Genomic DNA, 25,428 nt, shown 5'->3' with positions numbered 1-25,428 from the left:
CGCACCTCCGGGAGGACGCAAGCATGGAACAGCCGCAGGGAAGCTATCCGCCGCCGGTCTACCGCCACGCGATGGAGCCTGAGCGCGAGCGCAGCCTGCGCACGCTCACGCACGTGCTGTACGCGCTGTATGCGGTCCACTGGCTGACCGGCGGGCTCACCATTCTGGTCGCGATCATCATCAACTACGTCAAACGGTCGGACGTGGCCGGCACGCCGTACGAAGCGCACTTCGAATGGCAGATCCGCACGTTCTGGCTGGGCCTCGTCGGTTACGCGATCGGCGCGTTGCTGCTGCTCGTCGTGATCGGCATTCCGGTGCTGTGGGCAGTCAGCATATGGATGTTGTACCGTATTATCAAAGGCTGGCTGTATCTGTACGATAACAAGTCGTTCGCGAATCCGGCCAGTTGGGTCTGAACGCTAGCCGGTCCGTATGGGCGGGCCGGCTTTCGGATCGAACCTCGGCGCGGGCGGCTTCGCTCGCCCAAGTCATACCGCGTCAGGAATATGATGAGTCACGATCCGAACTGCCTTTTCTGCAAGATTGCCGCTGGCGAAATCCCGTCGACCAGGGTCCACGAAGACGACGAGTTCGTCGCCTTCCGCGACATCCGTCCGGCGGCCGAAACGCATGTGCTGGTGATTCCTCGCAAGCACATTGCAACGCTGTCGAACTGCACGGAAAGCGACGCGCCTCTGCTTGGTAGAATGCTTGTCCTGGCCGCGCGACTGGCCGAACAATTGGGGGTCGCCTATAACGGCGGCGAAACGGGCTTTCGCACGGTAATCAATACCGGTCCGGGCGGTGGTCAGGAGGTGTATCACCTGCACGCGCACATTCTCGCGGGACCGCGTCCCTGGCAACGCATGGGCTGAGCGCCGGTTCACGCGTCATGCGCGCTGCGTGGCAAGTGCGCACCGCCGCGAGTTTTGGTCGAGGACAATAGCGCCTTCGTTGTTTTTACCGCTGTGTAATAACGTCGACGCGATCGTGTGGCCACAATGACAGGCGAAGATGGCCGCATTGCGAGCGAGGCGGTGCAGCCTGATGTAACGTAGAGATATATCGAGACGAAGCGCACGCGCTTCAGGTTATGCAAATTGGCCGCATCAAGATGCGGCGCCGGGGTTAAGGAGAGTAGTCATGGGTTCGTTGAGTATTTGGCATTGGTTGATCGTTCTGTTGATCGTCGCGCTCGTGTTCGGCACGAAGAAGCTGCGCAACATCGGCAGCGATCTGGGCGGCGCCGTGAAGGGCTTCAAGGAAGGCATGAAGGAAGCCGATTCGTCGTCGGCCGACGCGCAACAGCAGCAGCGCGAGCTGCCGCGCAACGGCGCGGTGGACGTCGAAGCGAAGGAAAAGACGCAGCAATCGAGCGATTACCGCTAAGCCGCGGCCTTCGCGCCGTTCCCGCGTTTCTGACGGACATTCCACTTCATGCTGGACCTCGGTCTAACCAAGATGGCGCTGATCGGCGTCGTCGCGCTGGTCGTCCTCGGGCCTGAGCGCCTGCCGCGTGTCGCTCGCACGGCCGGCGCGCTGTTCGGCCGCGCACAGCGGTACATCAACGACGTCAAGGCCGAAGTCACGCGCGAAATCGAGCTCGACGAATTGCGGCGCATGAAGACCGAGTTCGAGAAGGCCGCGAGCAATGTCGAAACGGCAGTTCAGGACAATCTGCGCAAGCACGAGAATGAACTGAACGAAGCATGGAATAGCGGTACGTCGGTATCGCCGAGCATCGCCGGCGGCGCGCTCGAAGACGCCGGCAGCGGAGCCAGCGGCAGCGCGGGTGCCACCTCGTGGCCCGTCAGTACGCCGGCCGCCGCGCCCAAACGCAAGACCTGGCGCGTCCAGCAGAGCGCCACGCCCACCTGGTACAAGCGAGCGAGCCTGCGGCGCACGCGCGTGCAGTCGGGCGCCGCGCGCGTTGCGCGGCACACACCTGCCAACCTGCGTCGTCCGACGCGGTTTTTCTGATGTTCAGATCGACAATCCCCAACCGAGGGCCGGTGTGAGCGACCCCCAGCAATCCCAGAACGAAGGCACTGAAGAGACCTTCATTTCCCACCTCGTCGAACTGCGTGACCGCATCATCCGTGCGGGGCTCGCCGTCGTCGTCGTGTTCGTCGGGCTCGTGTACTGGGCGCCGGACATCTTCAGACTGCTCGCCCGTCCGCTGATGATGAATCTGCCGAAGGACGGCAAGATGATCGTCACCGACGTCACCGGCTCGTTCTTCGTGCCGATGAAGGTGACGATGCTGGTCGCCTTCGTGATCGCGCTGCCGGTCGTGCTGTACCAGATCTGGGCGTTCGTCGCGCCTGGGCTCTATCAGCACGAGAAGAAGCTCGTCGCGCCGCTCGTCGCGAGCAGCTACACGCTGTTCCTGTGCGGCATGGCGTTCGCGTACTTCGTCGTGTTTCCGACCATCTTCCGCGTGATGGCGCACTACAATGCGCCGCTTGGCGCGGAGATGACAACCGATATCAACAATTACCTGAGCTTCGTGCTGACGATGTTCATCGCGTTCGGCGTCACGTTCGAGGTACCGATCGTCGTCGTGCTGCTGGTGCGGATGAACGTGGTGACGCTGAAGAAGCTGAAGGAGATCAGGCCGTATGTGATCGTCGGCGCGTTCGTGGTGTCGGCCGTCGTAACGCCGCCGGACGTGTTTTCGCAGCTGATCCTCGCGGTTCCGCTGATTCTGCTGTACGAAGCTGGCATCGTCGCGGCGCGGTTGATCGTCGGCAAGCAGCCGGTGGTCGTGGAGGATGCGAGTCCGCCGCCGTCTAGTTGAAGTGCCGCGAGTCAGTGCCGGGCGTCAAATGAAAAAGGGCAGTTCATTGCGGACTGCCCTTATTCATTGCGTGGAATCGCGGCATTAGCTTCAGCCGCCTTCGTCATCCGGCTGATCGCCGCCGCCGTTCTCGTCTTCCGTCTGTTTCGGCGGCGGCGGGCGTTTGCCGATCTTCACGTCGAGATCGATCTGATGACCTTTGCGCACCAGATGCACTTTCGCCGCCGTACCGGGCTTGATCTGCGCGATCACGTTCAACAGACGCGTGGTATCGGTGATCGCCTGGCCGTTTACGCTCGTCAGGATGTCGCCGGGCTTGATGCCCGCGCGGTCGGCCGGGCCGCTTTTCAGCACGCCCGCGACAATCGCGCCCGACTTCTGATCGAGCCCGAACGACTCCGCGATTTCCGGCGTGACGTCCTGCGGTTCGACGCCGATCCAGCCGCGCGTGACCGTGCCGGTCGTAATGATGCTCTCGAGCACGCTGCGCGCGGTCGACACCGGAATCGCGAAGCCGATGCCGAGCGAGCCGCCCGAGCGCGAGTAGATTGCGGTGTTGATGCCGAGCAGGTTGCCGTTCACGTCGACGAGCGCACCGCCCGAGTTGCCGGGGTTGATCGGGGCGTCGGTCTGGATGAAGTTTTCGAACGTATTGATGCCGAGATGGTTGCGGCCGAGCGCGCTGACGATGCCCATCGTTACGGTCTGCCCGACGCCGAACGGATTGCCGATCGCGAGCACGACGTCGCCGACGCGGGTCTGGTCCATCCGGCCGAGCGTGATGGTGGGCAGATCGGTCATATTGACCTTGAGCACGGCCAGATCGGTTTCGGGGTCGATGCCGATGACCTTCGCGCTGGCGGTGCGGCCATCGGCGAGCGCGATTTCGATCTGATCGGCGCCGTCGACGACGTGCTGGTTCGTTAGAATGTAACCTTCCGAACTCACTATCACGCCTGAGCCGAGATTCGAGGCAGGCTGCTCCTGCTGCTTGCGATTGTTCCTGTCGCCGAAGAAGTAGCGGAACAGCGGGTCTTTGGCGCGCGGGTCGGGAGGCAGCGAGCCATCCTTGCTGGAGAACACGTTGACGACCGCGGGCATGGCCTTTTGCGCCGCTTCGGCATAGGACGTTTCGGCATGGCCAGTGCCGATGCCCGGCGCCACTTCCCGTAGCGCGACGATCGGTTCGGCGAGTTGTCTGCCGAATTGTCCTTGACGCTGCAGCCACTGCGGTTTGAGGGTCGCAATGATGAACATCAGCGCCAACAGCACCGTCACCGCTTGGGCAAATAACAGCCAGAAGCGTCTAAGCATCTGAAGACTAGAGGTCTATATGGATCGGATTGAACTTGAATTGTACTTGAACAATCTCCTTGAAACCGCGCGCTTCAAGGACTATTGCCCGAACGGATTGCAGGTCGAAGGACGCCGCCGGATCAACAAACTCGCGACCGGCGTTACCGCGTCGGTGGCCTTCCTGGAGGCCGCGCTCGACTGGGGCGCGGACGCCGTGCTGGTCCATCACGGCTACTTCTGGCGCAACGAGGCACCGCAGATTACCGGCCGCAAACATGCTCGTTTGAAGCTGCTGCTCGCCAACGACCTGAACCTGTTCGCCTACCATCTGCCGCTCGACGATCATCCCGAGTTCGGCAACAACGCGCAGATCGGCGAGAAGATGGGCTGGATCAGCGACGCGCGTTTCGGCGACAACGATCTCGGCTGGCTCGCCACGCTGCCAATGCCGATCACGCTGTCGCACCTCACCGCGGAGATCGCGCAGACACTGGGCCGCACGCCGCTCGTGTTCGGCGATCCGGATATGGAGCTGCGCCGCGTCGGCTGGTGCACGGGCGCCGCGCAAGGCATGTTCGACGCGGCGATCAACGCGGGTGTCGACGTCTACGTGACCGGCGAGGTTTCGGAGTCGGTGATGCATACGGCGGCGGAAAGCGGCGTCGCGTTTCTGGCAGCTGGCCACCACGCGACCGAGCGCTTCGGCGTGCAGGCGGTGGGCAAGCATCTGTCCGAATCGTTCGATATCGAACATCTGTTTATCGATATCCCCAATCCCGTTTGAATTGCGAATTGCATTAACGAAGAACAAAGCAGGAATACCGCAGAAGGCACTTAAAAGGAGGTGCGAAAAAGTTTGCGATCGGTACGGACAAACCCTGAGTTATCAAGGGCTTCGCACGGTTTTTGGCAATCGGCCCTTGTAAATGGCGACTCCATTCGAGCAAACTAGCGGCGGTAGAAGCGACGTGAAGGAAAAATCCAACTCAGAAGTGGGGCGTGTGATGCGAGACAAAGAAGAGGAACGCGTCGATGGCAGCCGCCGTAACTGGCTGGTAGCGACGACCGTAGCAGGCGGCATAGGAGGTGTTGCCGTTGTCGTACCCTTTGTTAGTTCCTTTGCACCATCCGAAAAGGCCAAGGCCGCAGGTGCCCCGGTCGAAGCCGATATCAGTGGTCTGAAGCCCGGCGACATGATGACGGTCGCCTGGCGTGGCAAGCCGGTGTGGATCATCAACCGCACGGACCGCATGCTCGCCGATGTTCAAAAAGCCGACAGCCAGGTAGCGGACCCCCACTCGCTGAATCCGTTTTCGATGCCGCTGCCGGAGTACTGCAACAACGAATTCCGTTCACGCGCCGAGAACAAGCATCTGCTGGTTGCCGTCGCCGTTTGCACGCATCTGGGCTGCACGCCGACGCCGCGCTTCCAGGAAGGCCCGCAGCCGAATCTCCCCGACGACTGGCCCGGCGGTTTCCTGTGCCCGTGCCACGGCTCGACCTACGACATGGCCGGCCGCGTCTTCAAGAACAAACCCGCTCCGCAGAACCTCGACATCCCGCGCTTCATGTTCACGTCGGCGACGGCCCTTGTGATCGGGAAGGACGAAAAAGGAGAAGCGTAATGGCGAGCGAACACGAAGTAGAGACGACCGGGCTGGCTGGTTGGATCGACCAGCGCTTCCCGATGACTGCCACGTGGAAGAAGCACGTTTCCGAGTACTACGCACCGAAGAACTTCAACTTCTGGTACTTCTTCGGTTCGCTTGCGTTGCTGGTGCTGGTCAACCAGATCGTCACCGGCATTTTCCTGACGATGAACTACAAGCCCGACGCGACGCTCGCGTTCTCGTCGGTCGAGTACATCATGCGCGAGGTGCCGTGGGGCTGGCTGATCCGCTACATGCACTCGACGGGTGCGTCGATGTTTTTCGTCGTCGTGTATCTGCACATGTTCCGCGGGCTCATGTACGGCTCGTACCGCAAGCCGCGCGAGCTCGTGTGGATTTTCGGCTGCCTGATCTTCCTGAGCCTGATGGCCGAGGCATTCTTCGGCTATCTGCTGCCGTGGGGGCAGATGTCGTTCTGGGGCGCGCAGGTGATCGTGAACCTGTTCTCGGCGATTCCGTTCATCGGGCCGGATCTGTCGCTGTGGATTCGCGGCGACTACGTCGTGTCCGACGTCACGCTGAACCGCTTCTTCGCGTTCCACGTGATCGCGATTCCGCTGGTGCTGGTCGGCCTCGTGATCGCCCACCTCGTCGCGCTGCACGAAGTCGGCTCGAACAACCCGGACGGCATCGAGATCAAGGCCAAGAAGGGCCCGGATGGCGTGCCGCTCGACGGCATTCCGTTCCACCCGTACTACTCGGTGCACGACTTCATGGGCGTAACGATCTTCCTGCTGATCTTCGCGGCGATCATCTTCTTCGCGCCGGAAATGGGTGGGTACTTCCTTGAAGCCAACAACTTCATCCCCGCGAATCCGCTGCAGACGCCGCCGGAAATTGCGCCTGTGTGGTACTTCACCGCCTTTTATGCGATGCTGCGCGCCACTACCGATCCATTCAAGATCGTGCTGATGATCGTCATCGCGCTACTCGGGTTGCTGGCGCTCGTGCGCGCGCGCGGCAAGTGGAAGCTCGGTCTGCCGGTGCTTGCGGTGCTGGTGATCGTCGCGATGGTGTTCACCGAATCGAAGTTCTGGGGCGTCGTGGTGATGGGCAGCGCGGTGATTTCGCTGTTCTTCCTGCCGTGGCTCGACCGGTCGCCGGTCAGGTCTATTCGCTACCGGCCGTTCTTCCACAAGGTTTTCTTCGGGATCTTCGTGATCGCGTTCCTGACGCTCGGCTTCCTCGGCACGCGACCGCCATCGCCGGCCGCGACGCTGATCGCCCAGATCTGTGCGCTGATCTACTTCGCGTTTTTCCTCGGCATGCCCTTCTGGACCCGGCTTGGCAAGTTCAAGCAGCCGCCGGAACGGGTGCGGTTCAAGCCTCACTAATCGCGAGCCAGGAGAACATGAAGATGAAAAAACTGCTTTCGATGTGCGCGCTGGTCGGCGCGACCGTGCTTGCGCTGCTGGCCGCTCCGGTTCACGCGGACGAGAATTTCCCGCTCGATCGCGCGCCGGACAACACGAACAATTTCGCTTCTTTGCAGCGCGGCGCGCAATTGTTTGTAAACTACTGCCTGAATTGCCACAGCGCGAACCTGATGCGCTACAACCGCCTGACCGATCTCGGCATCACGCCGAACGAAATCCAGGCGAACCTGCTGTTCACCACCGACAAGGTCGGCAACACGATGACCGTGGCGATGCGCCCGGAGGACGCGAAAGCGTGGTTTGGGGCGACGCCGCCGGATCTGTCGGTGGAGGCGCGGGCGCGCGGCACGGACTGGCTTTACACGTATCTGCGGAGTTTTTACCGCGACGATACGCGGCCGACCGGCTGGAACAATCTGGTGTACCAAAACGTGAGCATGCCTCACGTGCTGTGGCAGCTTCAGGGGCAGCGTGCGGCGAAATTCGGCGACGAAACCGACGAAAGAACCGGCGAAAAAGTACACAAATTCCTCGGCTTCCAGCAACTGACTCCGGGGACGATGTCGCCGGTAGATTATGATTCTGCTGTGGCCGACCTCGTGTCGTACCTGTCATGGATGTCCGAACCGACGCAGCAAACCCGCAGGCAACTTGGCGTGTGGGTGCTGTTGTTCCTCGGTATCCTGAGCTTTTTCGCCTGGCGACTGAACGCCGCGTACTGGAAACATATCAAATAATCACGCCGCTACATGGCGTGGGGCCGGCGCCAGGAAAAACCTGCTGAACGGTTTTTCCGCGCGCTGGCCCTTCAGCTTTTTGAGGAAACGTAAACATGATGGTTCTGTATTCCGGCACTACTTGCCCGTTCTCCCAGCGTTGCCGGCTGGTGTTGTTCGAAAAGGGCATGGACTTCGAGATCCGCGACGTCGACCTGTTCAACAAGCCGGAAGACATCGCCGTGATGAATCCGTATGGTCAGGTGCCGATTCTCGTCGAACGGGACCTGATTCTGTACGAATCGAACATCATCAACGAGTACATCGACGAGCGCTTCCCGCACCCGCAGCTGATGCCGGCCGATCCGGTCCAGCGCGCGCGTGCCCGCCTGTTCCTGCTCAACTTCGAGAAAGAGCTGTTCGTCCACGTCGGCACGCTCGAAAACGAGAAGGGCAAGGCAGCGGAGAAGAATCACGAGAAGGCGCGCCTCGCGATCCGCGATCGCCTGACGCAGCTCGCGCCGATCTTCCTGAAGAACAAGTACATGCTCGGCGAAGAGTTCTCGATGCTCGACGTCGCGATCGCACCGCTGCTTTGGCGCCTTGACCACTACGGTATCGAGCTGTCGAAGAACGCCGCGCCGCTGATGAAGTACGCCGAGCGCATTTTCAGCCGCCCGGCTTATATCGAAGCGCTGACGCCGTCGGAAAAGGTGATGCGTCGTTGAGTTTGGCTTTGGAGCGCGGACGCCGCATCGCTTCGATGCGCGACCGCGCCCGCAAGAGGACTGTTGATGCAAGAGATTTCCACGAAGCCTTATCTGTTGCGCGCGCTCTACGAGTGGTGCACGGATAACGGCTACACACCGCATATCGCGGTCCGCGTCGACAATCAGACGCACGTGCCACGTCAGTTCGTGCGCGACAACGAGATCGTGTTGAACATCAGCTTCGAGGCGACCAGCCAGCTGCAGATGGGCAACGAGTGGATCGAGTTCAACGCGCGCTTCTCCGGCAAGTCCCACAAGATCGAAGTGCCGGTCGCCAATATTCTTGCGATCTACGCGCGCGAGAACGGCCAGGGTATGGCGTTCCCGGTCGAATCGGCGGGCGGCGAGGCTCAGGATTCGGGCGCGGATGCCGCGGACGAAGCTGACACGCCGGCGGCTCCGCGCGCCGTCGAAACCGCCCCCGCCGCCCCTGCCGACCCTGCCGCGGCCACCGACGCCGCCGACAAACCGCAGCCCGACGACGATGGCTCGAAAGGCGGCGGAAGGGCTCGCCTTAAGATCGTGAAATGAAGTAGAATCACGGCCTCATGCCGGCTTAGCTCATCAGGTAGAGCGCTTGACTTGTAATCATGAGGTGGCGGGTTCGAGTCCTGCAGCCGGCACCAGATTGCGTTATCAGCAGTAACTGGAAATGCTAGAAAACCCCGTCGAAGCACACGCTTTGGCGGGGTTTTTCTTTTTTCGGTGGAAATTGCCCGGATCGTTGCTGATGCCGATCACCGAAGCCTTGGCCCGGCTTGTTTGCGACGAGGGTTTCACGCACGTCAAAACGTGCGAAGGCAGCGTGAGGTGAGCCGCGCGATGGCTCAAAAACCACGATATCTCTTTCACCTTGTCGATTGTAGACATTATTGTCTACTTTCGGTGCGTCTAGACTCACCTCATCACCGTCACCAATTCATGCCGCGCCGCGAATCCGCACGGCGGCGGTACGTTACTATTCGGGCGTCGCCCGGGATGGCGGGCAGCCGCCGGACATTCCGGTCCGCTGTCGCGGTCCACGTCGCCGGCGACGTCACATCGACTCCATTGCACCATGACCAGCCCCGCAACTCTCACCTGGCCAGAAGCCGACGGCCCGCGCACCGTACGTTGGCGTTCCGAAGCGGCCGTGCCGCCGCCGAAGCGCGTCGTCGTCGCCGACGACCGCACCACCGCCGATTCGGCCTACCGCCTCGCCTGCGAAGGCACCGCGCTGCTATGGCGCGGCGACTTCCAGAACGCGCGCCAACTGCTGCAGGCCGTCACGCGCCGGCTCGAACGCAAGCCGCGCAAGCAGGGAGCCACACCGCTCGACGCGTTCAACCAGCATCGGCAGGCGCAGTCGCAGCGCGCGCGCACGCTCGGCATGATCCTGATTCCGCTCGATGCCGACTACGCCATTCCGCTGCGTCGCGCGCCCGACGTGCGGCAGGCCTGCATCGAAGCTTATGGACCGGCGAGCGGTGACGCGTCGGTCGTGTCGTTGCGTGAGTTGCTCGGTTTGATCGGCGCGCACGAATGGCGCAAGAAGGGCGTCGAGATTACGGCGCTCGGCGAGCGCATCCATCCGCACTACGGTGTGTTCTCACCGGTGCGCGGCGAGTACGTCGATCTGGTCGCTCGCACGCCGCTGCCGTCGCTGGACCTCGCGTTCGATATCGGCACCGGCACTGGCGTGCTGGCCGCGCTGCTGGCCAAACGCGGCGTGCGCAAGATCGTCGCGACGGACCAGGATGCGCGCGCGCTTGCGTGTGCTCGTGAAAATCTCGCGCGTCTTGGTTACGCCGAGCAGGTCGAGATCGTGCAGGCCGATCTGTTTCCGGACGGTCGGGCACCGCTCGTCGTCTGCAATCCGCCGTGGGTGCCGGCGCGGCCCGCGTCGCCGCTCGAATACGCGGTCTACGATCCGGACAGCCGCATGCTGGTCGGCTTCCTGAACGGCCTCGCTGATCATCTGACGCCGGGCGGCGAGGGCTGGCTGATCATTTCGGATTTCGCCGAGCACCTTGGGCTGCGTACGCGCGAGTGGCTGCTCGCGGCGATCAAGCACGCGGGGCTCAGTGTCGTGGGGCGCGAGGACATTCGTCCACGGCATCCGAAGGCCAGCGATCAGAACGATCCGTTGTATGTTGCGCGAGCGGCCGAGGTCACGTCGTTGTGGCGGCTCAAGGCGCGGTGACGGCGACTGCGGGCGACTGCGCGCGTCACGCCGACGTGCCGTGCGCTTCCAGATACGCGCACGCGCCCCGGCCAGCGACCAGCCCGCTGGCAAAGCAGGCGGTCAGCAGATAACCACCGGTCGGCGCCTCCCAATCGAGCATTTCGCCCGCGCAGAATGCGCCGGGCATCCGGTCGATCATCAGATGCGCGTCCAACGCCTCGAACGGGATTCCGCCCGCCGTACTGATCGCTTCCTCGATCGGTCGCGCGCGCAGCAGTCGCATCGGCAGCGCCTTGATCGCGTGGGCGAGGCCGCGTGCATCGGCGAAGGCTTCTTTCGACAGAATCTCGTGCAACAACGCCAGCTTGACCCCGCCGATTCCGATTCGCCCGTGCAGATGACTCGCGATCGAGCGTGAGCCGCGCGGCCGCGTCACTTCCTCCACGACTCGCTCGAGCGGCAAGCCTGGCGCGAGATCCAGCGCGATCGTGACCTCGCCGCCGGCGAGAATCCGCTCGCGGATCGGCGCCGACAACGCGTAAATCAGGCTCCCTTCGAGGCCCGTTTCGGTCAAAAGTATTTCACCTTGTCGATTGTGGACTTTTCCGTCTACGCCGGTGACGGAAATCGCGACCGTCTTGATCGGCTGACCCGCGAAACGCTCGCGCAGATACGGGCTCCAGTCCGCGTCGAAGCCGCAGTTCGCGGGACGCAGCGGCGTCACCGGCACGTCGCGCGACGTCATCAGCGGCACCCACGCGGCGTCGGAGCCGAGACGCGGCCAACTGGCGCCGCCGAGCGCGAACACGACCGCGTCGCAGCTGATCGTCTGCTCACCGTTGGGCGTGTCGAAGCGCAACGCGTGGGCGGCACCGTCTTCGGATGTTGACGCCCAGCCGCTCCACTTGCGACGCATATGAAACTGCACACCCGCTTCGCGCAGCCGATGCAGCCACGCGCGCAGCATCGGCGCGGCCTTCATGTCGGACGGAAATACGCGCCCCGAACTGCCGACGAACGTCTCGACGCCCAACTCGCGCAACCATGTGCACAGCGCGTCGGGACCGAACGCGTCGAGTAACGGCGCGATGCGCTCGCGGCGCGAGCCGTAGCGGTCGAGAAACGGCGCGAGGGCTTCCGAATGCGTGATGTTCATGCCGCCTTTGCCCGCCATCAGGAATTTGCGGCCGACCGACGGCATCGCGTCATATACGTGGACTTGCACGCCGCGCCCGGCAAGCGTCTCCGCGGCCATCAGGCCGGCGGGGCCGCCGCCGATCACGGCGACGCGGGCGGAATCGAGCGAGAATGACATGCGGTTCAGCGGATCAACGGGGAGAAAAGGCGGTGCGCCGCGGTGACCGAACGGATATGCGGCGCGAAGGGCGCTATTGTCACACCGCGCGCGGCCCGCGGCAAACGCCGACAAACTCTGTCGAACTGTGCTCGGTACTGGCAAACAGGCGGCTATTCGCCAGGCGACCGGGCTCGATCGCCCCAGACCGGAAAATACTGGATTCAGTCTTTCTCCCGGCCGTTGCGCATCGCATTCACCGCTTGGCCCGCGCCGCACGCGACCTATACTTTTCAAACATCTTCCATCGGACGCCGTTCGCGTCGTTCCTCGCGTCAATCCCCCATCACGTCGCTTGCGACGCAGCCGCTGCGGCGCGCTTCACTGCCGCGCGCCGGCAGCCGACGCGAAGCGCCTGATGCATCGATGGAAGAGTCGATCGTCTGGTTCAAGGAGATTGCCATGACCCGCAAATATATCGACTGTCGCGAGTTTCCGAGCGAAACGAACTGCACTGTCGCGCTATCCGCCGACAGCGACGGCGAACTGCTCGAAGCCGCGGTCCAGCATGCCGTCAGCGTTCACAAGCACGCGGATTCGCCGGAGCTGCGCGAGCAGCTGAAGACGCTATTTCATGAGGGAACGCCGCCAGTCGAGGCGCGGCACGCTTGAGACACCCGTGGAAGGGGAGTGTGGAAGCCCGCGTCGCGAGCGGCATCCAGCCGCCCGCGTGCGGGCGTGTTGCAGCAGTCTTGCGTGACACGAGAAACGCGATACCAAGCCAATCTAACCAGCATGCCGACGCGCTAACCCGGATACGCCTCATCGACCTTCAGCCCGGCGAGCTTGAAGATCACCCGCAACGTCTGCGGCTTGATGTCGCGTCGCGACGCGAGCGTCGTCATCACGAAGTCGAGCACCTTGGCGTACTTGAGCATCGTCAGGCAGGTCTCGAGGTCGACGTTGCCGTCACGCATGACCTCGGCGAGCCGCAGCATTTCCGTGGAGATGTCGCGAGCCATCTCCAGTTCGAGTTGCTGTTTCTCCGACCATGCCGGCGCGGCGGTGAGCTTCGCCATCATTTCCTGAAACTTCTGTTCGACATTTCCGTTGGGTACCGTATCCATTGCCGCCTCTTCTGTGATCATCCGAGCGCGCGACCCGTTGCAAAGCCGGCCGCTGCTGGTTACGTAACGTTCGCCCCTTGTTGCGGGACCGCTCTCCCCAAATGCATCCGGTTCGCGTGTCCGGGTTGCACGGCCGGACAGCTTCCTGTTTTCGACGACGCGGCTTGCACCCGCAGGCTCAGCCGACGCTCAAGCTGTTTTCAGCCATTCTCGAGACACTTCCGCGCAGCGCCTTTCGAGCAGGAAGTGTTCCCGATGGACCGCCTATCTCGCGTGACCCGGGCAGCGTACTCGCTGGGATTGCCGCACTTTGGGTAAACTGGCAGCAACCTTTCTCTTTTTCCGTCATCTGTCGCACGTTCGCACTGCAATTGATGGCGGCCCATACGATGTCCGGCAAAACCCACGAAATCCGTCCCAACCAGTCCGTCGAACTGCTCAAAGAGCTCCACATCCTCACGCGCGACGGCAAGATGAATCAGGACAGCCGTCGCAAGCTGAAGCAGGTCTACCATCTGTTCCAGTTCATCGAGCCGCTACTCAAGGACCTGAAGCACCAGCAGGGGGCGCTGACGCTCGTCGATCACGGCGCGGGCAAGTCATACCTCGGTTTTATCCTGTACGACCTGTTTTTCAAGGAGTTTCAGGACGTGGCTGGTGGGGCTTCGCACATTTACGGCATTGAAACGCGCGAAGAGCTGGTGACGAAGTCCGAAGAGCTGGCGGCTCGGCTCGGCTTCAAGGGGATGTCGTTTCTGAATCTGTCGGTGGCGGAGTCGATCACGTCGACGCGGCTGCCCGCCGAAATCGACATCGTGACCGCGCTGCACGCGTGCAATACCGCCACCGACGACGCGATCCGTTTCGCGCTCGAAAAGCACGCGAAGTACATCGTCGTCGTGCCGTGCTGCCAGGCCGAGGTAGCCGGCGTGCTGCGGCAGAACAAAGGCAAGGCTCTGAAGACCGCGCTGACGGAAATCTGGCGGCACCCGCTGCACACGCGCGAATTCGGCAGCCAGATCACGAACGTGCTGCGCTGCCTGCAGCTCGAAGCGCATGGCTATCAGGTCAGCGTGACCGAGCTGGTCGGCTGGGAACACTCGATGAAAAACGAGTTGATCATCGCGCAGTACAAGGACCTGCCGCGGCGCCGGCCCGCTGAGCGGCTCGGCGAAGTTCTGGACGCGCTCGGGCTCGATGCGCTGAAGGAGCGATTTTTCGTGCCGGCCTGAGGCGCGGCCTGGCGCATCACTTAGCGCTTCATCAACGCATCCCAGCCCGCGAGGCCAATGCGCCGCAGCGTTTCCTGATTGCGCTCGTAGATCTCTTCCGCGTCGGGAAAGGCCTGCACGGCCCGCTCGATGCTGTCCTCGCGCAGCAGATGCAGGATCGGATAGGGCGCCCGGTTCGTGTAGTTTTCGATATCGTCGGGCTCGCTGCCTTCGAACTGGTAATGCGGATGAAAGCTCGCGATCTGGATGACGCCTTCGAGCCGCAGTTGCTGGACCAGCCGGTCGGCGAAGAACAGGCAGTCGTTGAAGCCGAGAAAGTCCTCGAACGCGCACGGCAGGATCAGCAACGTCGTGTCGATGGCGGCGGGGTCGGCGACGACGAGGGTCTGCAACTCGGCTTCCAGGTCGGCCAGCACCGCTTCGAGCGTGTCCGCTTCGCTGAGCGCATAGCGAATCTGCCCCTTCACATGCACGGCCTTCGCGAACGGACACAGGTTCAGGCCGATCACGGCCTCCGTCAGCCAATGACGGGTCGCGGTGATAACGGCATCGTGGGATTCGGCGGGCAACGGCATGGCGGACGGATGTGACGGGAAAACGCGCAATTCTAAAGGACCCAGCTGACGGACTGGCTCAGCGAACCGGCTTCTCCGCGCAAGCGGCCGCTATCAACTGCGCGGCGACTTTCGGCGCGGCTAGGATCGGCCCGCAGCCCGGCCCGTAAGTCTGGCTCGCCGCGTACACGCCCTCGATCAGCAGACCGAGCCCATCGGCCAGCGCTTGCGGATCGCCGGCGCCGGCCGCTGTCGACAGTTCGACGAGGCGCGCCATCAAGCGCTGCTTGTTGCGGAACACGAACTGCCGCGCCGGATGCGCGGTATCCGAAAACTCCACCGACACGTTCACGAACGGGCAGCCGCGGTAATCGTCGACCGAGGCGCGCACCGCGAGGTCGTCGAAGTACTGCTGAAGCTGCTTCGCCGGCTCGCCAGGATGCTTCGCGAAGCTCTTCTCGACGTAGCGGAAGAACTGCTCGTCCTTCTGCTCCAGATACGCCATCACGAGCTCGTCCTTCGACGAAAACTGCCGGTACAGACTCATCTTGTTCACGCCCGCGCGCTCGACCACCGCATCGACGCCGACCGTGCGCACGCCCTCGCGATAGAACAACTCGCTGGCCGCGCGCAGCAGATGCAGCTGCGCCTGCGGCCCGGCGGTCTGTGCGCCGCGCGCGCGCCGCGCACGAGTAGGGGCGGGCTTGGGGGTTTCGCTGTCGGACATGGCAAGTCACCCGAATGAGATTGACGCCTTGACATGTTACCGACCAGTAACTAAGATCGCAACACTATTGTGACCGATCTGTCACAAGTCATTCACCGAGGCCGTAATAATACGAACGACGCCGCCACCCGGGCCGCGTCGATGGGAGAATCGATGAACTGGGCTGCGCGACTGATAGGCGGGCGTTTCCACTACGGCTGGTTGACCGTCGCCGTGGTGTTCCTGGTGTTGCTCGCGGCTGCGGGTACGCGAGCGACACCGAGCGTGATGATGGTGCCGCTCGAGCACCAATTCGGCTGGAGCCGCGCGACGATTTCGCTCGCGATCTCGGTGAACATCGCGCTGTACGGGTTGATGGGGCCGTTCGCGGCCGCCGCGATGCAGCGCTTCGGTGTGCGCCCCACGCTGCTGAGCGCGCTCGGCGCGATGGCCGCGGGTGTCGCGCTGTCGTCGCTGATGACTCATCCGTGGCAAATGGTGCTGATCTGGGGCGTGATGGTCGGCGGCTCGACCGGGGTAGCGGCGCTGTCGCTGTCGGCGACGGTCGTGACGCGCTGGTTCACGACGCGCCGCGGTCTCGTGATGGGTATCCTGACCGCCAGCTCGGCGACCGGCCAGCTGGTGTTTCTGCCGCTGCTCGCGGCCATCGCCGAGCATTACGGCTGGCGTCAGGTCGTGTGGGTCGTCGCGCTCGCGGCGGCCGTCGTGATTCCGCTCGTCGCCTTCCTGCTGCCCGAGCATCCGGCCAGCATGCAGCTGCGCCCGTACGGCGAACCCCATGACGCGCCCATCACGACGACCGTCACCAGGCAGAATCCGCTCGCGATCGCATTCGGCACGCTCGCGTCGGCGAGCAAAACGCGCGACTTCTGGCTGCTGTTCTTCAGCTTCTTCATTTGCGGCGCGAGCACCAATGGCTATGTCGGCACCCATCTGATCGCGATGTGCGGCGACTACGGGATGACCGAAGTGCAGGGCGCGTCGTTGCTCGCGGCGATGGGCGTGTTCGACCTGTTCGGCACGACGATGTCGGGCTGGCTGTCGGACCGCTTCAATAGCCGCGTGCTGCTGTTCTGGTATTACGGGCTGCGGGGGCTGTCGCTGATGTATCTGCCGCACGCGTTCGGCATCGACTTTTTCGGACTGCCGCTGTTCGCGGTGTTCTACGGTCTCGACTGGATCGCCACCGTGCCGCCGACCGTGCGTCTTGCGACCGACGTCTACGGCAAGGAATCGGCGCCGATCGTGTTCGGCTGGGTGGTCGCGGGCCACCAGCTCGGCGCGGCGTTCGCGGCGCTCGGCGCGGGCATGCTGCGCGCGAGTCTTGGCACCTACACGGTCGCATCGATGATTTCCGGCGGCTTGTGTTTGATCGCCGCGGTGATCGTGCTGCGCATCAACCGCCCGGCCAAGGTGCCGACGCCGCAGGCAATCTGAGGCGCCCTCGCGAGCCGCGCGGATTCACCGTCAGCGAAGCAACGACGCACGGCCCCATAACGGGGCCGTGCGCGTTTTCTCAGCCAGCACGCATAGCGCCGCGCCGCAACTTGGAGCGCGCACCGAAAGCCCGTTATGCTATGTGGCCTCGGGCAGCCGCCCGGAGAACATGAATATCTACCGAGAGAAGCGCATGGCCACCAAACCCGCCTCAACCGAAGTTGCCATTCACGAGCTGATTGCAGGCCGTTGGAGCCCTCGCGCGTATTCGAGCGAGCCGGTGAGCCGCGATCAGTTGCGCGCCGTGCTCGAAGCGGCGCGCTGGGCGCCGTCTTCATATAACGTGCAGCCTTGGCGTTTTGTGGTATTCGATCGCAGCGTCGACGAAGTCGCGTTCAAGAAGGCTTTCGCCACGCTGGTGCCGTTCAACCAGGGCTGGAATGCGCTCGCGCCGGTGCTGATCGCGGTGACCGCGCACACACTGACCAACAAGGGCGACGTAAACCGCTGCGCGTTCTACGACGCCGGCGCGGCGGCGATGTCGCTGGTGCTGCAGGCGCACGCGCTCGGCCTCGCCGCGCACCAGATGAGCGGCTTCGACGTGAACGCGTTCCGTACCACCTTCGAACTACCAAAGGACGTCGAGCCGATCGCGATGATCTCGCTCGGCCATTACGGCGACGTCGACAAACTTGACCCGGTCCTGCGCGAACGCGAGAAGGCGCCGCGTCAACGCGCGGCGCTGGCGGATATCGCGTACGCCGGCGCCTGGAAGAAGGCGTTCTGAGCGATGGATTCGCCGCGCTTGCCGCGCGATTTCGCGTAAAGCGAAGAAAGCAGTCGATGAGCAACGAAGCAGTCAGGCACGCGCGGCACGGTCCGCGCGTTTTTCATGCAGCGCCGTCCATGCCGTTCTCGCCATCCGTCACGCTGGACAGCGGCGCGGCCACATGTTCGAGCGACTTGCGCTCCGCGTCGACACCCCAGATCGCCGCGACGAGCGCCGCCGCGAGCATCAACGCCGAGCCGACCAGATAGCCCGAAAACACCTCGCTGCGCTGATGCGTATCGATCAGCCGACCGAAAAACGCCGGCCCGATGATGCCGCCGAGCGCGGTGCCGAACGCATAGAAAACCGCGATCGCGAGCGCGCGGATTTCGAGCGGAAACGATTCGCTCACGGTCAGATACGCGGAACTCGCGGCCGCCGACGCAAAGAAGAAAATGACCATCCAGGCGACCGTCTGCGTGACGACGCTCAGCAGTTGCTGCTCGAACAGATAGCCCGACAGTGTCAGCAGGATCGCCGACATCGCGTAGGTCGCGGCGATCATCTTGCGTCGACCGATCACGTCGAACAGCCGCCCGAGCACGAGCGGCCCCAGGAAATTGCCGAGCGCGAAAGGCAGCAGATACCAGCCGATGTCGTCGCCCGGCACGTGATAGAAGTCGGTGAGGACGAGCGCGTAGGTGAAAAAGATCGCGTTGTAGAAGAATGCCTGCGCGGTCATCAACGTGAGACCGACCAGCGCGCGGCGCCGGTGCACGTTGAACAGCGTGTGGAACACCTCGCGCAACGGCGTATGGTCGCGCGCGCGCAGCCGCAGCCGCGTGAGGGCGTCGTCGGCAAGCGTGTGGCCGTCGTTGCGAAAACGCGTCTCGATGCCCTCGACGATCGTGCGGGCGTCGCGCTCGTCGCCGTGCGTGAGTAGCCAGCGCGGGCTTTCGGGTATCCAGATGCGCATCGGCAGGATCACCAGCGCGAGCACCGCGCCGATGAAAAAACACGCGCGCCAGCCCCAGTCGGAAGGCAGCAGGTGCGGATCGAGCAGCACCAGCGAGCCCGCGGCGCCGAGCCCCGCGCCCACCCAGAACGTGCCGTTGATGCCGAGGTCGGTCCAGCCGCGCACGCGTGCCGGCGTGAATTCCTGGATCGTCGAGTTGATCGCCGTGTATTCGCCGCCGATACCCGCACCGGTCAGGAAGCGGAACAGCATGAAGCTCATCAGATTCCACGACAGCGCGGTCGCCGCGGTCGCGGCCAGATACAGCGTCAGCGTGATGAAAAACAGCTTGCGGCGGCCGAGCCGGTCGGTCAGCCAGCCGAAACCGAGCGCACCGAGCACCGCGCCGGCAATGTATGCGCTGCCCGCGAGGCCGACGTCGGCATTCGAAAAGCGCAGCGCCGGGCTGGTTTTCAGCGCGCTCGCGACCGCGCCGGCGAGCGTCACCTCGAGGCCGTCGAGCAGCCACGTCACGCCGAGCGCAACCACGATCAGCGTATGAAAGCGGCCCCACGGCAGACGGTCTAGCCGCGACGGCAGATCGGTTTCGATCAGCGTGGCGTGCGGGTCATCGACGGCGGCGGTGGGCGGCACGCTCATGACGCGAAGTCTCCTCGATGGCGAAATGGGGCGGCATATTCGGTCGGACGTAGCAACATCCATTCCGCGCCATGATTTCAAACGATCTTGCGGCCGTCCCGGCAGCTTCAGTTGATGCTGCCGGAGTTTTCGTGATACAAAGCCGCTCCCCTTTCTTTGCGCGCCAGCCGTGAGCGGCCATTCCTGCCATGAACTATTGCGCGATTGACTTCGGTACTTCCAATTCGGCCGTCGCGGTTCCGATCGGCCCGCAGCTGAAGCTGGCGCCGGTCGAAGGCGCGTACACGACGCTGCCCACCGCGGTCTTCTTCAATACCGACGAACACACCAGCGAATTCGGGCGCGCGGCGCTCGCTGCTTACATCGACGGTTTCGACGGCCGGCTGATGCGCTCGATGAAAAGCATTCTCGGCTCGCCGCTCGCCGAGAATACGACCGATCTCGGCGACGGCAGTGCGATCAAGTACACCGACGTGATCGCGACGTTCCTGACTCACCTGAAGCGCGCGGCCGAGGCGAGCGCCGGCGGCGCGATTGACCGCGCGGTGCTGGGCCGCCCGGTGTTCTTCGTCGACGACGACCCGCGCGCCGACCAGATGGCGCAGCAACAGCTCGAAGCCGCTGCGCGCACGGCCGGCTTGCGCGACATCCACTTTCAGTATGAACCGATCGCAGCTGCGTTCGACTACGAATCGCACCTGAGCGCCGAGGGGCTCGTGCTTGTGGCGGACATCGGCGGCGGTACGTCGGACTTTTCGCTCGTGCGAGTGGGGCCGGAACGGATGAAGCGCGTCGAGCGCAAGGACGATGTGCTCGCGCACCACGGCGTGCACGTCGCGGGTACGGACTTCGACCGCCGCGTCGAACTCGCCACGATACTGCGCGAACTCGGCTACCAGTCGCTCGATCCGCAAGGGCGCGAAATCCCGAACCGGATTTATTTCGATCTCGCGACCTGGCACCTGATCAACACCGTCTACACGCCGAAGCGCGTCAGCGAACTCGCGCTGATGCGGCACCTTTTCACGGAGACGAAGCACCACGACCGGCTGATGCGCGTGGTCGAGCAGCGTTTCGGGCACGCGCTCGCCGCCCACGCGGAAGAGGCGAAGATCGGCGTGGCGGCGGGCGGCGAGACCGTGATCGATCTCGAGCAGGTGGAAGAGGATCTGCGTCTCGCGTTCGACGAAGCGCAGCTCGTCAAAGCGGGCGAGGAAGAAACGCGACGCATCGTGCAGGCCGCGCGCGATACGGTGCAGGCGGCGGGCATCGCGCCGCGCGATGTCGACGCGATCTATTTCACCGGCGGGTCAACCGGCCTCGCGTTTCTGTCGGGCGCGTTGGCCGCGGCGTTTCCAGACGCGCAAGCGGTATTCGGCGATCGTCTCGCGAGCGTTGCGACCGGCCTCGGTATTCATGCGCGGCGTGTATTCGGATAATCCCGAATAATCAACAAATAATCCGCCGCGGATTGCGAAGTAACGCGAAGTTAATCGGCGCATTCAGATTGGCCGCCGTAATAAAAAACCCCGCCGAGGCGGGGTTTTTTTGCGTCCAGAAGGAAGCGCGGAGCTTACACCGGCTTGATGTTAGCCGCTTGCTTGCCCTTCGGGCCCGTCTTCACTTCAAACGTGACCTTCTGGTTTTCTTGGAGCGTCTTGAAGCCTTCAGTGCGAATTTCGGAGAAATGCGCGAACAGATCTTCACCGCCGCCGTCCGGAGTGATGAAGCCAAAGCCCTTAGCGTCGTTGAACCACTTGACGGTACCGGTTTCCATATTACTTTTTCCTAAAAATGGTGAATAAGGCCGAAGCCCGGGGTGCATGAAAATCAAGGAAGGGGGTAATGGGACCAACCGGAGTACCGTTGATGGGCGAACTACGAAAGAACCACTTCACTCGCCACTTGAAATCCTGCCCGAACGTTATACGGCGAATTCGGACGAAGGTCAACAGTCTAGACGAAACTTTGCCGGACAGATCCGAAATTTTCTTACAAAGGTTGCGCATGGGGACAACTTTTTGTAGGGAGAACCCTTAGTTCGGCTGCGGTTTCGCTGCAGTAACACGGTGCAACCGTTAAACTACGCGCCGCGCGTCGGTTGCACCTATTCCGCATCTGGACGCGCTTACATGCGCGTCACCCCGTCCCCACCGCCACAAGCGATGTCACGCGGTGCCGACATGGTTCTGATTTAGGAGAAGACTTGAAAAGTTCTATACCAACGGAACATCGGGCCATTCGCGCTGATGCTGACCGGTCTGGGCTCGATCATCGGTTCGGGTTGGCTGTTCGGCGCGTGGAAGGCTGCAAAAATTGCCGGTCCGGCTGCGATTTGCGCATGGATCATCGGTGCGGTCGTGATTCTCGCGATTGCGCTGACCTACGCGGAACTTGGCGCGGTGTTTCCGGAATCTGGCGGGATGGTGCGCTATGCGCGCTACTCGCACGGCGCGCTGGTCGGTTTCATCAGCGCGTGGGCCAACTGGATCGCGATCGTGTCGGTGATCCCGATCGAGGCCGAAGCATCGATCCAATATATGAGTACCTGGCCCTATCCCTGGGCGCATGCGCTGTTCGTCGACGGGTCGTTGACGACCAACGGCCTGCTGTTGTCCGCCGGGCTCGTCATCATCTATTTCCTGCTCAACTACTGGGGCGTCAAGCTGTTCGCGCGCGCCAACTCGGCGATCACGATCTTCAAGTTCCTGATCCCGGGCGCAACGATCGTCGGCCTGATGATGACAGGCGTCCACACCGAGAACTTTGGTCAGACGACCACGTTCGCGCCGTACGGCTGGTCGGCGGTGCTGACCGCGGTCGCGACGAGCGGCATCGTGTTCGCATTCAACGGTTTCCAGAGCCCGATCAACCTGGCCGGTGAAGCGCGAAATCCGGCCAGGAGCGTGCCGTTCGCGGTGATCGGCTCGATCCTGCTCGCGCTCGTGATCTACGTGTTGCTGCAGATCGCATACATCGGTGCCGTGAATCCGGCCGACGTGATGAAGGGCTGGAGCCACTTCAGCTTTGCTTCGCCGTTCGCGGAACTGGCGATTGCGCTGAACCTGAACTGGCTGGCGATCCTGCTGTACGTCGACGCGTTCGTGAGCCCGAGCGGCACCGGTACGACCTACATGGCAACCACCTCGCGCATGATCTACGCGATGGAGCGCAACAACACGATGCCGAAGATGTTCGGTAACGTGCACCCGTTCTATGGCGTTCCGCGCAACGCGATGTGGTTCAACCTGCTCGTCTCGTTCATCTTCCTGTTCTTCTTCCGCGGCTGGAGTTCGCTCGCGGCGGTGATTTCGGTCGCGACCGTGATCTCGTACCTGACCGGCCCGATCAGCCTGATGGCACTGCGCCGCGCGGCAACCGATCTCGAGCGCCCGCTGCACATCGCCGGCATGAAGGTGATCGCGCCGTTCGCGTTTGTCTGCGCGTCGCTGATCCTGTACTGGGCGAGGTGGCCGCTGACCGGCGAAATCATTCTGCTGATGGTCGTCGCGCTGCCGGTGTATTTCTACTTCCAGGCGAAGTCGGGCTTCGAGGGCTGGGGCCGTGACCTGAAGGCTGCCTGGTGGCTGGTCGCGTATCTGCCGATCATGGCGATCCTGTCGCTGATCGGCAGCAAGGAGTTTGGCGGCTTCGGCATTCTGCCTTACGGCTGGGACATGCTCGTCGTGATCGCCTTCGCGTTGGTGTTCTACTTCTGGGGCGTGAACAGCGGCTATCGTTCGGAGTATCTGGACGAGCGGCTCGAGCACGACGAAGTGCTCGAAGTTATCGGCGCGCATTGAGCGCCGGTCGAAACCGACGATCCGCTCGACGCGGGTCTTTCGGGGCCGATAAAAAGCCCGCCCGATCGATGATCAGGCGGGCTTTTTGTTGACCTTTGTGCGCGACCCCGCGCCGGATCAGGCGGTCCCGAACACGTAGTTCGTCATCGCGAGCGAGCGTTGGTAGGTGCCGAGCGACTGGATCGCGAGCGAATAGTCGTCGTCGGCGGCACCGAGCGCGGCGAATACCGGCAACAGATGCTCGTCGGTCGGATGCATCAACACCGCGTGCGGCGCCTGGCGGCGATAGTCGAGCAGCGCGTCGATATCGCGCGCGACGAGCTTGTCCTCGAACCAGTCGGTGAATTCGGCCACACGCGGATCGGCGTCTTCCGGGCGCGCGGAGAAATCGGCGGCGCGCAGGTTATGGGTGATCTGGCCGGAGCCGATCACCATCACGCCTTCGTCTTTTAGCGCGCGCAGCGCGCGGCCGACGCGGAAATGATGCGCGGCGTCCTTGTGCGGTTGGATCGACAGTTGCGCGATTGGCACGTCCGCTCGCGGAAACATCAGCAGCATCGGCACCCATGCGCCGTGGTCGAGTCCGTGCGGCTGCACGTCCGCGACGATGCCGCTCGCGCCGAGCAGCGCGGCGGCGCTACGTGCGATGTCGGGCGCGCCCGGCGCCGGATATTGGATTTCATAGAGCTGGCGCGGAAAACCATAAAAATCGTGGATGGTTTCAGGCGCCGTCGCGATGCTCGCGAGTGGCTGCGCGGTACCCCAGTGCGCCGACAACATCAGGATTGCCTCGGGACGCGGCAATTGCGTGGCGAGCGCGCCGAACTCGGCGGACGGCATTGACGGATCGATCGGCAACGTGGGTGCGCCGTGAGACAGGAAAAGCGAAGGTAAGCGGTTCATGACAGCAACGCGGCCGTGTAAGCACGGCACGGAGAAATTGGGTTGCTACCAATATAGGTCCGCACGCCAGCTTGATAAATGGGCTCGGCGGGAATTGATTGCGTCGCAGCCGTTGTTAATCCGCGTTGTCGCGGTTACTCCTGCGCGCCCCGCAATCCTTCCCACGCTGGCGACAACGCCGGCCCCAGCGCAAACAGATCGAGCACGCGTGCGACAGTGTGGTCGACCATCTCGTCGATCGAAGCAGGCCGATTATAGAACGCGGGCAGCGGCGGGAAGATCACTCCGCCCATTTCGGTGACGGCCGTCATATTGCGCAGATGCGCGAGATTGAACGGCGTTTCGCGCACCAGCAGCACGAGACGGCGACGCTCCTTCAGTGTGACGTCGGCGGCGCGGGTGATCAGGTTGTCGGCGAAACCGTGCGCGATGCTCGCGAGAGTTTTCATCGAGCAGGGCGCGACGATCATGCCGTCGGTCGCGAACGAGCCGGACGCGATGCTCGCGCCGACATCGCGCACCGAATGGACGACATCCGCGAGCGGATGCACGTCTTCCTTGCCCAAATCGAGTTCATGCTGGATGTTGAGCCAACCCGCGCTCGAAATCAGCAGGTGGCTCTCGACGCCGCCGAGCCGCCGCAGCGTCTCGAGCAGCCGGATGCCGTAGATGGCGCCGGTGGCGCCGGTGATCGCGACGATCAGCCGGCGAGGCACCGCGGTGCGTGCTTGCTGCATGGCTTGCGGCGCCTGATGAAGCGAACGAAGCGTAGAACGCTCAGGCCGCGGCGAACAGCTGCTGCAGTTCGCCCGATTCGTACATCTCCATCATGATGTCCGAGCCGCCGATGAATTCGCCCTTCACGTACAGCTGCGGAATGGTCGGCCAGTTCGAGAACACCTTGATGCCCTGACGGATTTCGTCGTCTTCGAGCACATTGACGGTCTTGATCTCACCGGCACCGCACGCCTTCAGGATCTGGATGGCGCGGCCGGAAAAACCGCACATCGGGAACTGGGCCGTGCCCTTCATGAAGAGAACGACGTTGTTGCCGTCGACGATTTGCTTGATGCGTTGTTGCGTATCCATGACTGACCTTGCGGTTCCGATAAAGGATGGGAATAGGCTGAAATGATAGCGGATTTCGCTACGGGCGGCCGCAGTCACGTCGC

Annotated in this window: 28 protein-coding genes, 1 tRNA gene and 1 pseudogene; 19 read left to right on the top strand and 11 right to left on the bottom strand. The window is 63.0% G+C overall.

Annotated elements, in window-relative coordinates; translation table 11 throughout:
- The first annotated feature begins 23 nt into the window (after nucleotides 1-23).
- From OKW37_RS21550 to tatC, 5 genes are all read left to right on the top strand, one after another.
- The gene (locus OKW37_RS21550) at nucleotides 24-419 is read left to right on the top strand and encodes a DUF4870 family protein (protein ID WP_184065591.1); all 396 of its coding nucleotides are present in this window, start codon (nucleotides 24-26) and stop codon (nucleotides 417-419) included.
- 93 nt (nucleotides 420-512) lie between these two features.
- Nucleotides 513-878 (top strand): histidine triad nucleotide-binding protein, encoded by a 366-nt coding sequence (locus OKW37_RS21545; protein WP_184035806.1) that lies wholly within the window; start codon nucleotides 513-515, stop codon nucleotides 876-878.
- 268 nt (nucleotides 879-1,146) lie between these two features.
- A complete protein-coding gene (gene tatA, locus OKW37_RS21540; RefSeq protein ID WP_090802080.1) occupies nucleotides 1,147-1,392 on the top strand; it encodes a Sec-independent protein translocase subunit TatA in 246 nt (81 codons plus the stop codon).
- A gap of 48 nt (nucleotides 1,393-1,440) precedes the next feature.
- Nucleotides 1,441-1,983, top strand: a complete 543-nt coding sequence (tatB, locus tag OKW37_RS21535; protein ID WP_090802078.1) for a Sec-independent protein translocase protein TatB — start codon at nucleotides 1,441-1,443, stop codon at nucleotides 1,981-1,983.
- Between the two features lie 34 nt (nucleotides 1,984-2,017).
- Nucleotides 2,018-2,803 carry a twin-arginine translocase subunit TatC gene (gene tatC, locus OKW37_RS21530; RefSeq protein ID WP_429408159.1) on the top strand — a complete coding sequence of 262 codons (786 nt, stop codon included), beginning with the start codon at nucleotides 2,018-2,020 and terminating at the stop codon, nucleotides 2,801-2,803.
- A 90-nt stretch (nucleotides 2,804-2,893) separates the two neighbouring features.
- On the opposite strand, the gene OKW37_RS21525 is transcribed toward tatC, so the two are convergent.
- Entirely contained in the window at nucleotides 2,894-4,117 is a 1,224-nt protein-coding gene (locus OKW37_RS21525; protein ID WP_429408161.1) for a Do family serine endopeptidase, read from the bottom strand.
- Nucleotides 4,118-4,136: 19 nt separating this feature from the next.
- Between OKW37_RS21525 and OKW37_RS21520 the strand changes: the two genes are divergently transcribed.
- The 7 genes from OKW37_RS21520 to OKW37_RS21490 all read left to right on the top strand — a co-directional run bounded on the left by OKW37_RS21520 (nucleotide 4,137) and on the right by OKW37_RS21490 (nucleotide 9,257).
- Nucleotides 4,137-4,883 carry a Nif3-like dinuclear metal center hexameric protein gene (locus tag OKW37_RS21520; protein ID WP_090802074.1) on the top strand — a complete coding sequence of 249 codons (747 nt, stop codon included), beginning with the start codon at nucleotides 4,137-4,139 and terminating at the stop codon, nucleotides 4,881-4,883.
- 220 nt (nucleotides 4,884-5,103) lie between these two features.
- The gene (gene petA / locus OKW37_RS21515; RefSeq protein WP_429408503.1) at nucleotides 5,104-5,724 is read left to right on the top strand and encodes a ubiquinol-cytochrome c reductase iron-sulfur subunit; all 621 of its coding nucleotides are present in this window, start codon (nucleotides 5,104-5,106) and stop codon (nucleotides 5,722-5,724) included.
- Nucleotides 5,724-7,103, top strand: a complete 1,380-nt coding sequence (locus tag OKW37_RS21510) for a cytochrome b (RefSeq protein WP_184065603.1) — start codon at nucleotides 5,724-5,726, stop codon at nucleotides 7,101-7,103. The genes petA and OKW37_RS21510 overlap by 1 nt, the downstream gene beginning before the upstream one ends.
- 23 nt (nucleotides 7,104-7,126) lie before the next feature.
- Nucleotides 7,127-7,882, top strand: coding sequence for a cytochrome c1 (locus tag OKW37_RS21505; protein WP_184065606.1), 756 nt, complete (start codon nucleotides 7,127-7,129; stop codon nucleotides 7,880-7,882).
- Nucleotides 7,883-7,977: 95 nt separating this feature from the next.
- The gene (locus OKW37_RS21500) at nucleotides 7,978-8,589 is read left to right on the top strand and encodes a glutathione S-transferase N-terminal domain-containing protein (protein ID WP_006052302.1); all 612 of its coding nucleotides are present in this window, start codon (nucleotides 7,978-7,980) and stop codon (nucleotides 8,587-8,589) included.
- 66 nt (nucleotides 8,590-8,655) lie between these two features.
- On the top strand, nucleotides 8,656-9,162 hold the full coding sequence (locus OKW37_RS21495) for a ClpXP protease specificity-enhancing factor (RefSeq protein ID WP_429408164.1): 507 nt from the start codon (nucleotides 8,656-8,658) through the stop codon (nucleotides 9,160-9,162).
- A 19-nt stretch (nucleotides 9,163-9,181) separates the two neighbouring features.
- Nucleotides 9,182-9,257: transfer RNA gene (locus tag OKW37_RS21490), tRNA-Thr, on the top strand.
- 10 nt (nucleotides 9,258-9,267) lie between these two features.
- Here the strand turns inward: OKW37_RS21490 and OKW37_RS21485 are convergent.
- Nucleotides 9,268-9,501, bottom strand: a complete 234-nt coding sequence (locus OKW37_RS21485; protein WP_184065612.1) for a hypothetical protein — start codon at nucleotides 9,499-9,501, stop codon at nucleotides 9,268-9,270.
- 187 nt (nucleotides 9,502-9,688) lie between these two features.
- On the opposite strand from OKW37_RS21485, the gene OKW37_RS21480 reads away from it, so the two are divergent.
- Nucleotides 9,689-10,813, top strand: coding sequence for a methyltransferase (locus OKW37_RS21480; RefSeq protein WP_429408166.1), 1,125 nt, complete (start codon nucleotides 9,689-9,691; stop codon nucleotides 10,811-10,813).
- A gap of 25 nt (nucleotides 10,814-10,838) precedes the next feature.
- Here the strand turns inward: OKW37_RS21480 and OKW37_RS21475 are convergent, their stop codons facing one another.
- A complete protein-coding gene (locus tag OKW37_RS21475; protein ID WP_429408168.1) occupies nucleotides 10,839-12,110 on the bottom strand; it encodes a TIGR03862 family flavoprotein in 1,272 nt (423 codons plus the stop codon).
- Nucleotides 12,111-12,551: 441 nt separating this feature from the next.
- On the opposite strand from OKW37_RS21475, the gene OKW37_RS21470 reads away from it, so the two are divergent.
- Nucleotides 12,552-12,761 (top strand): DUF1059 domain-containing protein, encoded by a 210-nt coding sequence (locus tag OKW37_RS21470; protein WP_090805487.1) that lies wholly within the window; start codon nucleotides 12,552-12,554, stop codon nucleotides 12,759-12,761.
- Nucleotides 12,762-12,895: 134 nt separating this feature from the next.
- Here OKW37_RS21470 and OKW37_RS21465 read toward each other — a convergent pair whose 3' ends face one another.
- On the bottom strand, nucleotides 12,896-13,216 hold the full coding sequence (locus OKW37_RS21465) for a DNA-binding protein (protein WP_090802066.1): 321 nt from the start codon (nucleotides 13,214-13,216) through the stop codon (nucleotides 12,896-12,898).
- A 389-nt stretch (nucleotides 13,217-13,605) separates the two neighbouring features.
- Between OKW37_RS21465 and OKW37_RS21460 the strand changes: the two genes are divergently transcribed.
- A complete protein-coding gene (locus OKW37_RS21460; RefSeq protein ID WP_429408170.1) occupies nucleotides 13,606-14,448 on the top strand; it encodes a class I SAM-dependent methyltransferase in 843 nt (280 codons plus the stop codon).
- Between the two features lie 20 nt (nucleotides 14,449-14,468).
- Here the strand turns inward: OKW37_RS21460 and OKW37_RS21455 are convergent, their stop codons facing one another.
- Both OKW37_RS21455 and OKW37_RS21450 read right to left on the bottom strand, forming a co-directional pair.
- Nucleotides 14,469-15,023 (bottom strand): DUF1415 domain-containing protein, encoded by a 555-nt coding sequence (locus OKW37_RS21455; protein ID WP_429408172.1) that lies wholly within the window; start codon nucleotides 15,021-15,023, stop codon nucleotides 14,469-14,471.
- Between the two features lie 58 nt (nucleotides 15,024-15,081).
- Entirely contained in the window at nucleotides 15,082-15,729 is a 648-nt protein-coding gene (locus OKW37_RS21450) for a TetR/AcrR family transcriptional regulator (protein WP_184065627.1), read from the bottom strand.
- A 153-nt stretch (nucleotides 15,730-15,882) separates the two neighbouring features.
- On the opposite strand from OKW37_RS21450, the gene OKW37_RS21445 reads away from it, so the two are divergent.
- Entirely contained in the window at nucleotides 15,883-17,166 is a 1,284-nt protein-coding gene (locus tag OKW37_RS21445) for an MFS transporter (RefSeq protein WP_184065630.1), read from the top strand.
- A 169-nt stretch (nucleotides 17,167-17,335) separates the two neighbouring features.
- A complete protein-coding gene (locus OKW37_RS21440; RefSeq protein ID WP_260321396.1) occupies nucleotides 17,336-17,953 on the top strand; it encodes a nitroreductase family protein in 618 nt (205 codons plus the stop codon).
- 103 nt (nucleotides 17,954-18,056) lie between these two features.
- Here OKW37_RS21440 and OKW37_RS21435 read toward each other — a convergent pair whose 3' ends face one another.
- Complete coding sequence (locus OKW37_RS21435; protein WP_429408176.1) at nucleotides 18,057-19,550, bottom strand: MFS transporter; 1,494 nt, start codon at nucleotides 19,548-19,550, stop codon at nucleotides 18,057-18,059.
- A gap of 188 nt (nucleotides 19,551-19,738) precedes the next feature.
- On the opposite strand from OKW37_RS21435, the gene OKW37_RS21430 reads away from it, so the two are divergent.
- A complete protein-coding gene (locus tag OKW37_RS21430; protein ID WP_429408178.1) occupies nucleotides 19,739-20,989 on the top strand; it encodes an Hsp70 family protein in 1,251 nt (416 codons plus the stop codon).
- 134 nt (nucleotides 20,990-21,123) lie between these two features.
- On the opposite strand, the gene OKW37_RS21425 is transcribed toward OKW37_RS21430, so the two are convergent.
- Nucleotides 21,124-21,327 carry a cold-shock protein gene (locus tag OKW37_RS21425; RefSeq protein WP_007180251.1) on the bottom strand — a complete coding sequence of 68 codons (204 nt, stop codon included), beginning with the start codon at nucleotides 21,325-21,327 and terminating at the stop codon, nucleotides 21,124-21,126.
- A gap of 429 nt (nucleotides 21,328-21,756) precedes the next feature.
- Between OKW37_RS21425 and OKW37_RS21420 the strand changes: the two are divergent.
- A pseudogene (locus OKW37_RS21420) lies at nucleotides 21,757-23,353 on the top strand (APC family permease).
- A gap of 117 nt (nucleotides 23,354-23,470) precedes the next feature.
- Here the strand turns inward: OKW37_RS21420 and OKW37_RS21415 are convergent.
- From OKW37_RS21415 to grxD, 3 genes are all read right to left on the bottom strand, one after another.
- Nucleotides 23,471-24,256: a DODA-type extradiol aromatic ring-opening family dioxygenase gene (locus tag OKW37_RS21415; protein WP_184065641.1), complete on the bottom strand. Its 786-nt coding sequence runs from the start codon at nucleotides 24,254-24,256 to the stop codon at nucleotides 23,471-23,473.
- 134 nt (nucleotides 24,257-24,390) lie between these two features.
- The gene (locus OKW37_RS21410; protein ID WP_429408182.1) at nucleotides 24,391-24,993 is read right to left on the bottom strand and encodes a UbiX family flavin prenyltransferase; all 603 of its coding nucleotides are present in this window, start codon (nucleotides 24,991-24,993) and stop codon (nucleotides 24,391-24,393) included.
- Nucleotides 24,994-25,033: 40 nt separating this feature from the next.
- On the bottom strand, nucleotides 25,034-25,345 hold the full coding sequence (gene grxD, locus OKW37_RS21405; RefSeq protein WP_018420101.1) for a Grx4 family monothiol glutaredoxin: 312 nt from the start codon (nucleotides 25,343-25,345) through the stop codon (nucleotides 25,034-25,036).
- Between the last annotated feature and the right edge of the window lie 83 nt (nucleotides 25,346-25,428).

This window comes from Paraburkholderia sp. MM5482-R2 (assembly GCF_050436125.1).
Taxonomy (GTDB): Bacteria; Pseudomonadota; Gammaproteobacteria; order Burkholderiales; family Burkholderiaceae; genus Paraburkholderia; species Paraburkholderia tuberum.
Note: the sequence above shows the minus strand (reverse complement) of the source record. Positions and strands in the feature narration are given on the sequence as shown.

Coding starts and splice junctions, on each gene's coding strand:
- OKW37_RS21520 (WP_090802074.1), top strand. CDS start 4,137: ATGGATCGGATTGAACTTGAATTGTACTTGAACAATCTCCTTGAAACC.
- OKW37_RS21500 (WP_006052302.1), top strand. CDS start 7,978: ATGATGGTTCTGTATTCCGGCACTACTTGCCCGTTCTCCCAGCGTTGC.
- OKW37_RS21425 (WP_007180251.1), bottom strand. CDS start 21,327: ATGGAAACCGGTACCGTCAAGTGGTTCAACGACGCTAAGGGCTTTGGC.
- OKW37_RS21505 (WP_184065606.1), top strand. CDS start 7,127: ATGAAAAAACTGCTTTCGATGTGCGCGCTGGTCGGCGCGACCGTGCTT.
- OKW37_RS21450 (WP_184065627.1), bottom strand. CDS start 15,729: ATGTCCGACAGCGAAACCCCCAAGCCCGCCCCTACTCGTGCGCGGCGC.
- petA (WP_429408503.1), top strand. CDS start 5,104: ATGCGAGACAAAGAAGAGGAACGCGTCGATGGCAGCCGCCGTAACTGG.
- OKW37_RS21525 (WP_429408161.1), bottom strand. CDS start 4,117: ATGCTTAGACGCTTCTGGCTGTTATTTGCCCAAGCGGTGACGGTGCTG.
- OKW37_RS21455 (WP_429408172.1), bottom strand. CDS start 15,023: ATGCCGTTGCCCGCCGAATCCCACGATGCCGTTATCACCGCGACCCGT.
- OKW37_RS21480 (WP_429408166.1), top strand. CDS start 9,689: ATGACCAGCCCCGCAACTCTCACCTGGCCAGAAGCCGACGGCCCGCGC.
- tatA (WP_090802080.1), top strand. CDS start 1,147: ATGGGTTCGTTGAGTATTTGGCATTGGTTGATCGTTCTGTTGATCGTC.
- OKW37_RS21415 (WP_184065641.1), bottom strand. CDS start 24,256: ATGAACCGCTTACCTTCGCTTTTCCTGTCTCACGGCGCACCCACGTTG.
- OKW37_RS21545 (WP_184035806.1), top strand. CDS start 513: ATGAGTCACGATCCGAACTGCCTTTTCTGCAAGATTGCCGCTGGCGAA.
- OKW37_RS21460 (WP_429408170.1), top strand. CDS start 13,606: ATGTCCGGCAAAACCCACGAAATCCGTCCCAACCAGTCCGTCGAACTG.
- OKW37_RS21430 (WP_429408178.1), top strand. CDS start 19,739: ATGAACTATTGCGCGATTGACTTCGGTACTTCCAATTCGGCCGTCGCG.
- OKW37_RS21495 (WP_429408164.1), top strand. CDS start 8,656: ATGCAAGAGATTTCCACGAAGCCTTATCTGTTGCGCGCGCTCTACGAG.
- OKW37_RS21465 (WP_090802066.1), bottom strand. CDS start 13,216: ATGGATACGGTACCCAACGGAAATGTCGAACAGAAGTTTCAGGAAATG.
- OKW37_RS21445 (WP_184065630.1), top strand. CDS start 15,883: ATGAACTGGGCTGCGCGACTGATAGGCGGGCGTTTCCACTACGGCTGG.
- OKW37_RS21470 (WP_090805487.1), top strand. CDS start 12,552: ATGACCCGCAAATATATCGACTGTCGCGAGTTTCCGAGCGAAACGAAC.
- OKW37_RS21510 (WP_184065603.1), top strand. CDS start 5,724: ATGGCGAGCGAACACGAAGTAGAGACGACCGGGCTGGCTGGTTGGATC.
- OKW37_RS21435 (WP_429408176.1), bottom strand. CDS start 19,550: ATGAGCGTGCCGCCCACCGCCGCCGTCGATGACCCGCACGCCACGCTG.
- OKW37_RS21485 (WP_184065612.1), bottom strand. CDS start 9,501: ATGTCTACAATCGACAAGGTGAAAGAGATATCGTGGTTTTTGAGCCAT.
- tatB (WP_090802078.1), top strand. CDS start 1,441: ATGCTGGACCTCGGTCTAACCAAGATGGCGCTGATCGGCGTCGTCGCG.
- OKW37_RS21440 (WP_260321396.1), top strand. CDS start 17,336: ATGAATATCTACCGAGAGAAGCGCATGGCCACCAAACCCGCCTCAACC.
- OKW37_RS21550 (WP_184065591.1), top strand. CDS start 24: ATGGAACAGCCGCAGGGAAGCTATCCGCCGCCGGTCTACCGCCACGCG.
- OKW37_RS21475 (WP_429408168.1), bottom strand. CDS start 12,110: ATGTCATTCTCGCTCGATTCCGCCCGCGTCGCCGTGATCGGCGGCGGC.
- OKW37_RS21410 (WP_429408182.1), bottom strand. CDS start 24,993: ATGCAGCAAGCACGCACCGCGGTGCCTCGCCGGCTGATCGTCGCGATC.
- grxD (WP_018420101.1), bottom strand. CDS start 25,345: ATGGATACGCAACAACGCATCAAGCAAATCGTCGACGGCAACAACGTC.